Source organism: Arthrobacter sp. KBS0702, from assembly GCF_005937985.2.
Taxonomy (GTDB): Bacteria; Actinomycetota; Actinomycetes; order Actinomycetales; family Micrococcaceae; genus Arthrobacter.
The window spans coordinates 1,919,529-1,933,530 of record NZ_CP042172.1; the positions used below are offsets into that span (position 1 = coordinate 1,919,529).

The following is a 14,002-nucleotide window of genomic DNA, read 5'->3' on the forward strand; positions in this document are numbered from 1 at the left end:
TCCGATCGAATGGAACACGTGGCCACCGAATCCTCCCCCGCACCTCCCCTGCTCAGCGCCGAACTCGAGTCGCGCAGCAGCGCCTCGGCCGTGGACCTCGACGGCACCAGGGTCGCCTACTGGAGCTACGAGCCGGTCCGCGAGACCGAGGCGACCCGGACCATCCTGGTGATCCACGGATTCCGCGGCGACCACCACGGACTGCTCCGCGTGGTCGACCAGCTGCCCGACATGCGCCTGATCATGCCGGACCTGCCGGGGTTCGGCGCCTCCGGCGCCTTCCGCGCCGGCGGCCACAGCGTCGAGGGCTACGGCCGGTTCATCAAGGACTTCATGGCAGCCCTGGGGCTCGGCCCGGACACCGTACTGCTGGGCCACTCCTTTGGTTCAATCGTCACCAGCCACTTTGTGGCCGACAACCCCGGCGCGGTCGCCGAACTGATCCTGATCAACCCCATCGCCGCGCCCGCCCTCGAGGGGCCCAAGGGACTCATGACCAAGGCTGCGGTGCTGTACTACGAGGCCGCCGCCCGGCTCCCCCGCCGCCTCGGAAACGCCCTGCTGCGCAACCAGCTGATCGTCCGGGTGATGAGCGAGACCATGGCCAAGACCAAGGACCCGGTGGTGCGGCAGTTCGTCCACGACCAGCACAGCGCGTACTTTTCCGCCTTCGCCGACCGCGACAGCCTGCTCGAAGCCTTCAAGGCCTCCGTCAGCAGCAATGTCGCCGAGGTGGCGCCGCGCCTCACGCTGCCGGTGCTCCTGGTGGCCGGCGAGAAGGACGAGATCGCCACCCTCCCGGACCAGCACAAGCTGTTGCCGCTGCTGCCGGACGGAACCCTCGAAGTCATTCCCGGCGTCGGGCACCTGATCCACTACGAGACCCCGGCGCCCGCCGCGGGCTTCATCCGACGCTTCCTGAAGGACCACGCCGCGTGAAAATCCTCATTGACGCCCGCTTCACCAGGCTCGACCACCACGATGGCATCAGCCGTTACGGCGCCAGCCTCATTGCCGCGACCGCCAAGATCGCGGACGTCTCCATGCTGATCAGCGACACGCGCCAGCTGGCGCTGCTGCCAGACGTCCCCTACACCCTGATCAACAGCCCGCTCTCACCGGCCGAGCTCTTCGTCGCAGCCAAGGTCAATCCGCTGGGGGCCGACGTGGTGGTATGCCCGATGCAGACCATGGGCAGCTGGGGCCGGAAATACGCCCTGGTCCTGACCCTGCACGACCTGATCTACTACGAACACCCGGCACCTCCCGGGTTCCTCCCCGCACCGGTCCGGGTGCTGTGGCGGCTGTACCACAAAGCATTCTGGCCGCAGCGCGTGCTGTTGAACCGGGCGGACGTCGTCGCCACCATCAGCTCCACCACCGAAGCCCTGATGGCCAAGTACCGCCTGACGAAACGGCCGGTGCGGATCGTCGGCAACGCCCCGCAGCCGGGGCTCACGCCTCGGGATCCCGGGGCCGGCGCCGACAAGACGTTGCTCTACATGGGCTCCTTTATGCCCTACAAGAACGTGGAAACCATGGTCAGGGGCATGGCAGAGCTCCCGGACATGACCCTGCACCTGCTGAGCCGGATCACGCCCGAACGCAGGGCGGAGCTGGAGGCCCTGGCCCCGGCCGGCGCCGACATCGTGTTCCACAACGGTGTGACGGATGCCGAGTACGAGGGGTTGCTGGCCCGAACCACCGCCCTGGTCAGCCTCTCCAAGGCGGAGGGCTACGGCCTGCCCTTGGTGGAGGCCATGTCGCACGGCACTCCGGTCATCGCCAGCGATATCCCGATCTTCCGCGAGGTCGGCGGGGACGCGGTCAGCTACGTGGATCCGGAGTCCCCGTCAGCCTTTGCCGCGGCCGTCCGCGCCCTTGAGGAGCCGGACCGGTGGAAGGACCGTTCGGGCCGTGCGGTGCAGCGCGCGGCCGAGTTCAGCTGGGACGCCTCCGCGCAGCGCCTGCTTGCCGCCGCCGAGGAGGCCGTGGCCCTGCGCGCACGCAAGCGCCGCTAAGGGCCGCCAAGCGCCGCTAAGGGCCGCCGTTTCGCTGGTTCCGCGCCGATTCGACGCGCACGGACGTCTAATGCGCAGGGAAGCGTCGAAACGGCGCCGTTAGAGGACGTCGACGCCGTCGAGCCGCAGCTGCACCGGATCGTCGGTGCGTTTGGCGGCCGCCGCGGCCTTGACCGCGCGCATCGCCCTGGTGGCTTCGGCGGCCTGGGCATAGGGAATGAACAGTAGGGTCCGGACCTCCTCGCCGTGCCGCTCTGCGCCCGGCGGAGAAGCTGCCGCCCCGGAACCGCCGATGCCGTGCAGCGGCGCGGGTCCGGCCGATCTGAGTATGATGCCCTGCTTGGCCAGGGCGGCCTCGATGGCGTGGGTGAAATGTCCGACGGCAGTCCGGCCTCCGGTGACGGACGCAATCCGGACCGCGGGCGGCAGCGAGAGCTCCTGCCGCAGGGCTAGCTCCCGCCCGGCGTAGCCTGCCGGGTCCCAGCGCAGCAGCGCACCCACCCCGGCGGTGTCCTCGGCGGTGATGACCACCAGGCCACCCGCAGCCGCGGGCCGAACCAGGGCTGCGGCGTTGAACCAGCGCCGGACGGCATCCTCGCCCGCCCGGAGGTTTTCGCGGCGCAGCAGCGAGTCGCCGTCCAGCAGCAGCGCAGCGGCATAGCCCCCGGCCGCCACCGGCTCCGCCCCGACCGTGGCCACCACCAGGGCCTTGGAGTCCGGGACCGTGGCCAGGACACGGTCTCCGGAGGAAGTGACCACGGGCTTGCCCGGAAAGGCCCGGCCCAGTTCCTCCGCGGTCCGCAACGCGCCCGTCGCTCCCCGGCGGAGCCGGACCCCGTTGCAGTGCACACAACGCCATTCCGGGGCGGCCGCGGAACACCAGCGGCAGACGGGCACGGCTGCGTTGCCGCCGGGCCCGGCAATCGCCAGCGGGCCGTTGCAGGCGGTGCACCGTGCCGGCTCGCGGCAGCGTTCACAGGCCAGGGAGGGCGCGTAGCCGGCCCTGGCAACCTGGACGAGGACGGGGCCGCGCTCCAGGCCTTCCTTCGCGGCCCGCCAGGCGGCGCCGGGCAGCCGCGCGATCCGGGCCAGCGGGTCACGCTCCTGCTCGAAACTGTCGGCGGTGTTGAGGACGCGCGGCACGGTGCGTCGCGCCACGGTCCGCTCCGCCTCGACCAGGCGGGCCCAGCCGGATTCCACCAGCCGTTGCGTCTCGGTGCTGCGTGCATGGCCCGCGAGGAGGCAGGCGGCTCCTTCGTGCGCCGACCGGAGCAGGAGGACTTCCCGGGCGTGGGCATACGGGGACCGCTGTTCGATGTGCAGGTCGTCGCCGTCGTCCCAGCAGACCACCAGGCCCAGCTTGTGGACCGGGGCGTACGCGGCGGAGCGTGTCCCCACCGCGACCCCGGCCGCGCCGCTGAGCACCCGCAGGAAGCTGCGGTACCGGGGGGTTGGTCCGTCGTCGGCGGTGAGCCTGGCCACGTCGCCGGCCGGAAGCAGCTCCAGCAGGGCAGCCTCTACCCGGTCCAGGTCGCGGTAATCGGGCACCACCACGACGGCGCCCCGGCCGGAGCGGCGGACGGCGGCAACGGCTTCGGCAATCATTCGGGGCCACCCGCCCGGGCCGAACCCCTGGAGGGCACCCAGCGCGGCACGGGGTGATTCCCCCGCTAGGAGGTGCTGCAAGAACGCCGGACCGTTGTGGTACACCGCCCAGCCGGACGGTACGGGGGCCTCAGGAGCTGCGGGAGCGCCGTCGCCGGGGGCGGAGCCTGCGGCGAAAAGTGCGGGGTCCAGCAGCCCGCCGGGTGCGAACTCCTTTTCCAGTTTGGCCATCCGGGGCGGGACGGCGACACGCAGCACGTCGCTGACGGTCCCGGCGTAGCGTGCCGCCACCCGTCCGGCCAGTTCGGCTACCGCGGGTGTGAGCACCGGTACCGGGGACACGACCTTGAATAGCGGCACCAAGGGGTGGCCGGCATCGGAGGCCGCTGTTCGTTCGAGGAGGTAGCCGCCCAGCTCCTGGCCGCTGAACTTAACCCTGACCCGGACACCTGGCCGGGCTGCTGCGTCCAGTTCGGCCGGCACGCTGTAATCGAACGGCCAGTCCAGGTGCGGGAGGGATGACTCCAGCAGCACCCGGGCAACCGGCAGTTCGGCGGCCAGGGCCGGTCCGGCCGCGGCCGCGGAGGCGGGGAAGCCGTGCAGCAGTGAGAGCTGCAGCGGTTCGTCCGGCGCTGTTGCGCCGCCCCGGGCTGGCGTCATGGTGCCTGCCTCCCTTCAGCGGCTGGTCATGGACAAGTGTGTTGAGCAAGAGCGTTAAGCACGTAGCCAGGCCGCCGTTCGGCGGCCTGGCTACAGCACATCACAGGGCTGGGACATTCAAAAGCTGACAGTCAAAAGCTGGCGTTCAACAGCTGGCGTTCAAAGCCTTTGGAGCAGCGAGGCCGGGCCTCAGGCGTTGAAGAATGCCTTCAGCTCGTCGACCCGGTCGAGGCGTTCCCAGGTGAAGTCGGGCTCGTCGCGGCCGAAGTGGCCGTGGGCGGCCGTCTTGGCGTAGATCGGGCGCTTCAGGTCGAGCGAGTCGATGATGGCGCGCGGGCGCAGGTCGAAGATCTCGGCGATCGCGGCGCTGATCCTGGCCGGGTCGACGGTTTCGGTACCGAAGGTCTCCACGTACGTGCCGACGGGGCGTGCCTGGCCGATCGCGTACGCGATCTGGATTTCGGCGCGCTTCGCGAGGCCGGCTGCCACCACGTTCTTGGCGACCCAGCGCATCGCGTAGGCGGCCGAACGGTCCACCTTCGACGGGTCCTTGCCGGAGAAGGCGCCGCCGCCGTGCCGTGCCATGCCGCCGTAGGTGTCAACGATGATCTTGCGGCCGGTCAGGCCGGCGTCGCCCACCGGGCCGCCGATCACGAAGGCGCCGGCAGGGTTGAGGATGTTGCGGGACCGGGAGGTGTCCAGGTTGGACAGCGCCATGACCGGGTTGACGACGTGCTCGGCGAGGTCGGCCCGGAGCTGGTCGAGGCTGGCTCCTTCGGCGTGCTGGCTGGAGATCACGACGGTCTCGACGGAGACCGGGCGGTCCCCGTCGTAGCCCACGGTGACCTGGGTCTTGCCGTCGGGGCGCAGGTACTCCAGCAGGCCGGACTTGCGGACCTCGGTGAGGCGCTCGCTCAGCCGGTGCGCGAGCCAGATCGGGACCGGCATGTAGGAGGGGGTTTCGTCGCTGGCGTAGCCGAACATCAGGCCCTGGTCGCCGGCGCCTTGGAGGTCGTAATCGTCCTCCTGGCGGCCCTCGCGAGCTTCGAGGGAGTTGAACACGCCGCCGGCGATGTCGTTGGACTGCTGGCCGATGGAGACGGAGACCCCGCAGCGGGCGCCGTCGAAGCCGTTCGCGGAGGAGTCGTAGCCGATCCCGAGGATGGTCTCGCGGACGATCTGCGGGATCTCAACGTAGGCGTCCGTGGTGACTTCGCCGGCGACGTGGACCAGCCCGGTGGTCGCCAGGGTTTCCACGGCGACGCGGGACTCCGGGTCTTTGGCCAGCAGGGCGTCGAGGATCGCATCGCTGATCTGGTCACAGATCTTGTCGGGGTGTCCCTCGGTCACCGACTCGGACGTGAAGAGCCGGAGCGAGGCGGGCGTGGACCCGTGGAAGTCTGGGAGGTGCAGCGGTAAAGTCACTCAACTACCTTACTGGTTGGGAAACGGACGTCCGGCGGCGTGTGTCCCCCTGCTAAGGAGACCTTGATTACGCCAGCGCTCAAGCGGGCGGGACAACCCGGCTCAACTCGGCGCTGATGCGGTCAATCACGGCGGCCGCGACGTCGGATTTGGAACCCGACGCCTCTTGGGGTTCGGAGCCGGACCGCGAAAGGATGACTACCTCGTTCGTGTCCTCGCCGAAGACCTTGTCCTGCCCCACGTGGTTGACCACCAGCAGGTCGCAGGCCTTGCGGCTCAGTTTGGCGGCGGCGTACTCCAGGACATCCCCGTCGGCGTCGCCGGTCTCGGCCGCGAAACCCACGATCAGCTGGTTCCGTGAGGCCGCGTCGCGGACCTCGACGAGCTCGCGGAGAATGTCCGGGTTGCGGACCAGGGAAATCACGGGATCGGCGCTGTCGTCCCGTTTCTTGATTTTAGTTCCCGAGACATCCGCGGGGCGGAAGTCCGCGACGGCAGCGGCCATGACCACGACGTCGGAGTCCGCGGCGGCATGCAGGGCGGCCTTGCGCAGCTCCAGGGCGGTTTCGACCCGCACCACCTCAACGCCGTCGGGCGCCGGGACGTCCATGTGGGCCGCCAGCAGCCGGACGCGGGCACCGGCCTCGCGGGCGGCGACGGCCAGCGCGACGCCCTGCTTGCCGGAGGATCGGTTGCCCAGGAAACGGACCGGGTCGAGGGGCTCCCGGGTCCCGCCGGCGCTGATCGTCACGGTGAGGCCGGCCAGCGGCCGGCCGGCGGGGACTGCACCCGAGGCGCGTTCGTCCGACGTCGTCAGCTCCGGTGCGTTGGGGACCGCGGGCGCGCCGGCCAGGGCCAGCGCGGCGGCGAAGATCGCCTCCGGTTCGGGCAGGCGGCCGGGGCCGGAGTCCGCACCGGTCAGCCGGCCGGTGGCGGGCTCAAGGACGGTGATCCCCCGGCTGCGGAGGGTTTCGACGTTGGCTTGGGTTGCCGGGTGGCGCCACATTTCGGTGTGCATGGCCGGGGCCATCAGGACCGGGCCGCCCGCCATCAGCAGCGTGTTGGTGAGCAGGTCGTTGGCCTGGCCGGTGGCGGCACGGGCCAGCAGGTCCGCGGTTGCCGGGGCGACGATGATCAGTTCCGCCTCGTGTCCAAGCCGGACATGGTTGACGGTGTGTACCTCGTCGAAGACGCTGTTACTGACCGGGTGTCCGGACAGTGCCTCCCAGGTGGCGACGCCAACGAATCGGGTGGCGGCCTCCGTGGGGATGACGGTGACGTCATGGCCGGCTTCGGTAAAAAGCCGGAGGAGCGACGCCACCTTGTAGGCGGCAATCCCTCCCCCGACTCCGAGGACTATGCGCACGTGACCTCCGTCAGGCAGCTGGGAAGTTACTCTGCTGCGGCTTCGATCGGCGTGGAAACGAGCTTGCCTTCGTTGATTTCGCGCAGGGCGATGGACAGCGACTTCTCGTTCAGCTTGGTGTCGACGAGCGGGCCGACGTACTCGAACAGGCCCTCGTGCAGCTGGGCGTAGTACGCGTTGATCTGCCGGGCGCGCTTGGCACCGAAAATCACCAGTCCGTACTTCGAGTCGGCGGCCTTCAGCAGCTCGTCGATCGGCGGGTTGATGATGCCTTCAAGGTTCGTGGACACGAATTCTCCAAATTCTAACGGGCCAATCCGACCCTGCGGTTAGTGCGGGTGCGGCGTTAGCCCCATGAGTGAAACAAGCTCATCCGCTGCCCGACGCACGTCATCATTGATGACCGTGTGATCGAACTCCGGTTCAGCGGCTAGTTCTACTTTACCGGTTTCCAGCCGCCGCTGCTGTTCCTCGGCGGATTCAGTGCCGCGCCCCACCAGGCGGCGCACCAATTCCTCCCAGCTGGGCGGGGCGAGGAAGACGAACTGCGCGTCCGGAACGGCCTTCTTCACCTGGCGTGCGCCCTGCAGGTCAATCTCCAACAGCACCGACCGGCCCTCGGCAATTGCCGCGTCGACCGTGCTCTTGAGGGTGCCGTACGTGTTTTGTCCGTGCACCACAGCCCATTCCAGCAGTTCTCCTGCCGCCACGAGGGCGTCGAACTCTTCCTTGGACTTGAAGTAGTAATGCACCCCGTCGATCTCACCCGGCCGCGGCGGGCGGGTGGTTGCCGACACTGACAGCCAGACTTCGGGATAGTTGTCCCGGATATAGGTGGACACGGTTCCTTTGCCAACTGCCGTGGGGCCGGCGAGGACTGTCAGTCCGGGTTTCTTGCTCACGTATTCCTTTGGGCGGTGGTGGAAGCTCGGCGGACCGGGCTATTTCTCGTCTATAAAATCTATCAGCGCCCGGCGCTGGTGGATTCCCAGGCCCCGCACCCGCCGGGAAGCCGCGATGCCGAGCCGGTCCATGATCGCGGCGGCTCGCACGTGCCCGATGCCCGGCAGTGCCTCCAACAGCTCCACGACCCGCATCCGGGCGATCGCCTCGTCTGTCTCCCCCGTGCCGAGCAGCTCGGCGATGGACAGCTCCCCCGCCTTCAGCCGTTCTTTCGCCGCCGCCCGTACCGCCCGGGCCGCGGCGGCCTTGTGCAGGGCATCGGCACGCTCCTGCGGCGTAAGGGGTCGCAAGCTCACTGAGGTCCTCCCTGCATAGTCGGACGGCCCAAACAAAAAACGCCGCCCGGGCGAACCGTACAGCACCCCGGCTCGGACCACGGACTTCTCCTGAACCTACCTTCTGGCACAGGCTGAAATCAATGGATGATGGCTGCGCCAGGTTGCCGCAGATGGGCGGAAAGACGGCGCCCATAGCGGCCACCTGCGTCAACTGGTGGACCCCGCCACAGGGCCCAAGAGCCGAACCGAGGGGCGGCTACGCTCCGCGGAGTTCGTCGAGGGTGCGCTGGGCGGCGTCCCGAAGCTCCCGGAGCCCCGGCCCCGCGCCGAGAATGTCCCGGCTCGATGTGCCAAGCACCTGGCCGTAGGCACTGCCGAAGGTCCGGCGCAGGTCCGCGGCGGTGGCGCCCTGGGCGCCCAGGCCCGGGGCCAGGATCGGGCCCCGGACCGCCGCGAGGTCCAGGTCCAGGTCGGCCAGCGCCGACCCGACGGTCGCGCCAACGACGAGTCCGACGTAACCGAGGTCCCCGGCGCCCTGGTCAACAAGGTACCGCTGGTTCTCCACGGCGGCGGCCCGGACAATGCGCCGGGCCACGGAGTCCGCGCCGCCGACGTGCTGCACGGACGCGCCCTCGGGGTTGGAGGTCAGGGCCAGGACGAACACGCCCCTTCCGGCCTCGGCCGCGAGGTCCAGGGCCGGGCGGAGCGATTCGAAGCCCAGGTACGGGCTCAACGTCACCGAGTCCGCGGCCAGGGCCGAGCCGTCCCGCAGCCACGCGTCCGCGTAGGCGGCCATGGTGGAGCCGATGTCGCCGCGCTTGGCGTCGGCGATGCTGAGCACCCCGGCCTCCGCGGACGCCGCCAGGACCCGTTCCAGCACGGCCATGCCGGCCGAGCCGTGCCGCTCATAGAGCGCCACCTGCGGCTTCACCGCGGCAGCGAGCGAGGCCACGGCGTCGAGGACGGTCAGCGAAAAGCGCTCCAGCCCGGCGGCGTCGTCGGCCAGGCCCCAGCGCTGCAGCAGCGCCGGGTGCGGGTCGATGCCCACGCAGAGCGGGCCGCGCTCCGCCATGGCCCGGCCCAGCCGGGAGCCGAAGGACTCCCGGCCGGCCGTGTCAGCGGCAGCCTCAGGCACCGGCGTTCGCTTCCTGCGCAACCCGTGCCTGCGAAGCGAACAGTGCCGCGGCGTGCTCCTGCAGGCTCGTGACGGACCACTCGTAGGTCCGCATGGCCTCGATGGCCTGGACGGCGGCGTTGAACTCGGCGACCGTCGTGATGCAGGGGATGCCGATCGACGTGGCGGCGGCACGGATTTCGTAGCCGTCGCCGCGGGCTTCGCCGCCGGACGGGGTGTTGAAGACCATGTCGATCTCGCCGGCGACGATCAGGTCCGCGATGGTGCCCTCGCCCTCGGCGCTGGAGCCCTCGGCGACCTTGCGGACCGTGGTGGCCTGCAGGCCGTTGCGGCGCAGCACGTCAGCGGTGCCGCCGGTGGAGACGATCTCGAAGCCGAGGTCGGAGAGGCGCTTGACTGCCATGATGACGGCGCGCTTGTCCCGGTTCGCGACGGAAACGAAGACCTTGCCCTCGGTGGGCAGCGCGTTGTTCGCCGCGGCCTGGCTCTTGGCGAAGGCGGTGTCGAAGTGCTTGTCGATGCCCATGACCTCGCCGGTGGAGCGCATTTCCGGGCCGAGGAGGGAGTCGACGACCTTGCCCTCAAGGGTGCGGAACCGGCTGAACGGCAGCACGGCCTCCTTGACCGCCACGGGGGCGTCCAGCGGCAGGGTCGAGCCGTCCCCGGATTCCGGCAGCATCTTGTAGGCGGTGCGGAGCTGGTTGATGGTGACGCCGGTGCCGATCAGTGCCGCCGCCTTGGCCATCTGGACGCCGGTGGCCTTGGAGACGAACGGCACCGTGCGGGAGGCGCGGGGGTTCGCTTCGAGGACGTACAGCACGTCGGAGGCCAGGGCGAACTGGATGTTGATCAGCCCGCGGACACCGACGCCTTCCGCGATGGCCCGCGTGGCGGTCCGGACGCGGTCGATCACGTTGTTGCCCAGGGTGATCGGGGGCAGCACGCAGGCGGAGTCGCCGGAGTGGATGCCCGCTTCCTCGATGTGCTCCATGATGCCGCCGAGGTACAGGTCCTTGCCGTCGTAGAGGGCGTCGACGTCGATCTCGACGGCGTCCTCCAGGAAGCGGTCGATCAGCACCGGGTGGTCCGGGGTGATTTCGGTGGCGTTGGCGATGTAGCGGGAGAGGTTGGGCTCGTCGTAGACGATCTCCATGCCGCGGCCGCCCAGGACGTAGGAGGGCCGGACCAGGACCGGGTAGCCGATCTCGTCGGCGATCTTCTTGGCGTCCTCGAAGGAGACGGCGGTGCCGTTCTTCGGGGAGATCAGTCCGGCCTCGTCGAGCACCCGGGAGAAAGCGCCGCGGTGCTCGGCCAGGTCGATGGCTTCCGGGGACGTGCCGAGGATCGGCACGCCGGCGTCGGCGAGCTGCTGGGCGAGCTTGAGCGGGGTCTGGCCGCCGAGCTGGACGAACACGCCCATCACACCGCCGGTGCGTTCTTCGGCCGCGATGACCTCGAGGACGTCCTCCAGGGTCAGCGGTTCGAAGTAGAGCCGGGTGGAGACGTCGTAGTCCGTGGAGACGGTTTCCGGGTTGCAGTTGACCATCACGGTCTCGTAGCCGGCCTTGCGCAGCGCCATCGAGGCGTGCACGCAGGAGTAGTCGAATTCGATGCCCTGGCCGATCCGGTTCGGCCCGGAGCCGAGGATGATGATGGACGGTTTGGCGTGCAGCGCCACCTCGTCCTCCTCGTCGTACGAGGAGTAGTGGTACGGGGTGTACGCGGCGAACTCGGCGGCGCAGGTGTCCACGGTCTTGTAGACCGGGCGGATGCCCAGGGCCTGCCGGACGCCGCGGACGACGTCCTCGGAGTTGTGCGTCAGGGAGCCGATCTGCGCGTCGGAGAAGCCGTGCCGCTTGGCGCGCTGGAGCATCTCCTGGGTCAGGGCGGTGGAGTGGCGGATCTCCTGCGAGATCTCGTTCAGCAGCTGGAGCTGGTCCAGGTACCAGGGGTCGATCTTGCTGGCCTCGAAGAGCTGCTCCACGGTGGCGCCGCCAAGCAGCGCGCGCTGGACCTGGTGCAGGCGTTCGGTGCTGGGGCGCTTGGCCTTCTCGATCAGTTCCGGGACTTCCCATTCCGGGACCGGGCTGAAGTCCAGCTGCGAGCCCTTCTGCTCCAGGGACCGGAGCGCCTTCTGCAGGGCCTCGGTGAAGTTCCGGCCCATTGCCATGGCCTCGCCCACCGACTTCATGGTGGTGGTCAGGGTGGAGTCAGCGGCCGGGAACTTCTCGAAGGCGAAGCGCGGGACCTTGACGACGACGTAGTCGAGGGTCGGCTCGAAGGAGGCCGGGGTCTTCTGCGTGATGTCGTTCGGGATCTCGTCCAGGGTGTAGCCGAGCGAGAGTTTGGTGGCGATCTTGGCGATCGCGAAGCCGGTGGCCTTGGAGGCCAGCGCCGAGGAGCGGGAGACGCGGGGGTTCATCTCAATCACCACGACGCGGCCGGTGTCCGGCTCGACGGCGAACTGGATGTTGCAGCCGCCGGTGTCGACGCCGACTTCGCGGATCACGGCGATCGAGATGTCGCGCAGCCGCTGGTACTCGCGGTCCGTCAGGGTCAGCGCCGGGGCGACCGTGATGGAGTCGCCGGTGTGGACGCCCACCGGGTCGAAGTTCTCGATCGAGCAGACCACCACGACGTTGTCGTTCTTGTCCCGCATCATCTCGAGCTCGTATTCCTTCCAGCCGAGGATGCTCTCTTCGAGCAGCACCTCGGAGGTCGGGCTGTACTGCAGGCCCTGGCCGACGATCCGGCGCAGGTCCTCCTCGTTGTAGGCCAGGCCCGAGCCGAGGCCGCCCATCGTGAAGGAGGGCCGCACGACCATCGGGTAGCCAAGGTCCTCGGCCGCGGTGAGGGCCTCGTCCATGCTGTGGATGATGTGGCTGCGTGCCGATTCGGCGCCGCAGCGCTCCACCACGCCCTTGAACTTCTCGCGGTCCTCGCCGAGTTCGATCGCGGCGATGTTGGCGCCGATCAGCTCCACGTTGTACTTCTCCAGCACACCGTTCTTGTCCAGCGCGATCGCCGTGTTCAGCGCGGTCTGGCCGCCCAGGGTGGGCAGCAGCGCGTCGGGGCGTTCCTTGGCGATGATCTTCTCGACCACCTCGGGGGTGATCGGTTCGATGTAGGTGGCGTCGGCGAACTCCGGGTCGGTCATGATGGTGGCCGGGTTGGAGTTGACGAGGATGACGCGCAGGCCTTCCTCCTTGAGGACGCGCAGTGCCTGCGTGCCGGAGTAGTCGAATTCGGCCGCCTGGCCGATCACGATCGGGCCGGAACCGATGACCAGGACGCTCTTAAGGTCAGTTCTCTTGGGCATTACTTCTTGTCCTCAGTCTTGGAGTCGGTGGAGGTCTTGGTGTCCGCTGTCTTGGTGTCCGCCATCAGCTCGATGAAGCGGTCGAAGAGGTAGGCGGCGTCGTGCGGGCCGGCGGCCGCCTCGGGGTGGTACTGGACCGAGAAGGCCGGGATGTCGAGGCAGGACAGGCCCTCGACGACGTCGTCGTTGAGGCTCACGTGGCTGACCTCGACGCGGCCGAAGCGCTCCTCCGGGGCCTGCGTGGCGCCCTCGAGCGGGGCGTCGACGGCGAAGCCGTGGTTCTGCGAGGTGATTTCGACCTTGCCGGTGCGGCGGTCCATCACGGGCTGGTTGATGCCGCGGTGGCCGTAGCGGAGCTTGTAGGTTCCGAAGCCCAGGGCGCGGCCCAGGATCTGGTTGCCGAAGCAGATGCCGAAGTAGGGCAGCTTGGCGTCCAGCACGGAGCGGAGCAGATTGACCTGGCTGTCGGCGGTGGCCGGGTCGCCGGGGCCGTTGGACATGAAGACGCCGTCCGGGTTGACGGCTTGGACGTCCTGGAGCGTGGCGGTGGCCGGCAGGACGTGGACCCGGACGCCGCGTTCGGCAAAGCGGATCGGGGTCATGCGCTTGATGCCAAGGTCGATCGCGGCGATGCTGAACCGCGGCTCGCCCTCCCAGCCCCAATCGGCGGGTTCGACGGTGTAGGCGGTGTCGACGCTGACTTCCTCGGCGAGCCGGGAGCCTTCCATCGGCGCGCTGGCCAGCACGGCGTCGACCAGTTCCTTGTCGGTGGCGGCTGCGGCGTCGCCGGAGAAGATCCCGGCGCGCATCGTCTTGTGTTCACGCAGGTGCCGGGTGATGGCCCGGGTGTCAACGCCCTGGATGCCCACGATGCCCTGGTCGACGAGCTCTTCGTCCAGGCTGCGTTCCGAGCGCCAGTTGGACGGCCGGCGCGCCGCGTCGCGGACGATGTAGCCGGCCACCCAGATGCGCCGGGACTCGGCGTCGTCCTTGTTCACACCGGTGTTGCCGATGTGCGGGGCGGTCTGCACCACGAGCTGGCGGGCGTAGGAGGGGTCGGTGATGGTCTCCTGGTAGCCGGTCATGCCCGTCGCGAAGACCGCTTCGCCGAGCGTGGTGCCGGTGGCGCCGTAGCTGCGTCCGCGGAAGATCCGGCCGTCCTCGAGGACGAGCGCGGCGGGGGTGGAGGCGTTTGCTGTCACTGTTTTTTCAATCACTGTTTCTTCTGAC

The 14,002-nt window shown here is 69.2% G+C and carries 11 protein-coding genes; 2 read left to right on the forward strand and 9 right to left on the reverse strand.

The features are described from left to right. Positions 1-9: 9 nt before the first annotated feature. Positions 10-939, forward strand: a complete 930-nt coding sequence (locus FFF93_RS08805; protein WP_138769247.1) for an alpha/beta fold hydrolase — start codon at positions 10-12, stop codon at positions 937-939. Further along, positions 936-2,021: a glycosyltransferase family 1 protein gene (locus FFF93_RS08810; RefSeq protein WP_138769246.1), complete on the forward strand. Its 1,086-nt coding sequence runs from the start codon at positions 936-938 to the stop codon at positions 2,019-2,021. The genes FFF93_RS08805 and FFF93_RS08810 overlap by 4 nt, the downstream gene beginning before the upstream one ends. A gap of 99 nt (positions 2,022-2,120) precedes the next feature. Here FFF93_RS08810 and FFF93_RS08815 read toward each other — a convergent pair whose 3' ends face one another. The 9 genes from FFF93_RS08815 to carA all read right to left on the reverse strand — a co-directional run bounded on the left by FFF93_RS08815 (position 2,121) and on the right by carA (position 13,989). After that, on the reverse strand, positions 2,121-4,286 hold the full coding sequence (locus FFF93_RS08815; RefSeq protein WP_138769245.1) for a primosomal protein N': 2,166 nt from the start codon (positions 4,284-4,286) through the stop codon (positions 2,121-2,123). Between the two features lie 189 nt (positions 4,287-4,475). Beyond that, complete coding sequence (metK, locus tag FFF93_RS08820) at positions 4,476-5,711, reverse strand: methionine adenosyltransferase (protein WP_138769244.1); 1,236 nt, start codon at positions 5,709-5,711, stop codon at positions 4,476-4,478. Positions 5,712-5,790: 79 nt separating this feature from the next. Beyond that, a complete protein-coding gene (locus tag FFF93_RS08825) occupies positions 5,791-7,077 on the reverse strand; it encodes a phosphopantothenate--cysteine ligase family flavoprotein (RefSeq protein ID WP_138769243.1) in 1,287 nt (428 codons plus the stop codon). 26 nt (positions 7,078-7,103) lie between these two features. Then, positions 7,104-7,367: a DNA-directed RNA polymerase subunit omega gene (rpoZ, locus tag FFF93_RS08830; RefSeq protein WP_138769242.1), complete on the reverse strand. Its 264-nt coding sequence runs from the start codon at positions 7,365-7,367 to the stop codon at positions 7,104-7,106. 39 nt (positions 7,368-7,406) lie between these two features. Beyond that, positions 7,407-7,979 (reverse strand): guanylate kinase, encoded by a 573-nt coding sequence (gene gmk, locus FFF93_RS08835; protein ID WP_138769241.1) that lies wholly within the window; start codon positions 7,977-7,979, stop codon positions 7,407-7,409. Positions 7,980-8,018: 39 nt separating this feature from the next. Further along, positions 8,019-8,336 (reverse strand): integration host factor, actinobacterial type, encoded by a 318-nt coding sequence (gene mihF, locus FFF93_RS08840; RefSeq protein ID WP_138769240.1) that lies wholly within the window; start codon positions 8,334-8,336, stop codon positions 8,019-8,021. A 238-nt stretch (positions 8,337-8,574) separates the two neighbouring features. After that, a complete protein-coding gene (pyrF, locus tag FFF93_RS08845) occupies positions 8,575-9,390 on the reverse strand; it encodes an orotidine-5'-phosphate decarboxylase (protein ID WP_395858437.1) in 816 nt (271 codons plus the stop codon). Between the two features lie 55 nt (positions 9,391-9,445). Next, positions 9,446-12,772 carry a carbamoyl-phosphate synthase large subunit gene (gene carB / locus FFF93_RS08850; protein WP_138769238.1) on the reverse strand — a complete coding sequence of 1,109 codons (3,327 nt, stop codon included), beginning with the start codon at positions 12,770-12,772 and terminating at the stop codon, positions 9,446-9,448. After that, positions 12,772-13,989 carry a glutamine-hydrolyzing carbamoyl-phosphate synthase small subunit gene (carA, locus tag FFF93_RS08855; RefSeq protein WP_261375033.1) on the reverse strand — a complete coding sequence of 406 codons (1,218 nt, stop codon included), beginning with the start codon at positions 13,987-13,989 and terminating at the stop codon, positions 12,772-12,774. Before carA ends, carB begins: the two co-directional genes overlap by 1 nt. Positions 13,990-14,002: the final 13 nt, after the last annotated feature.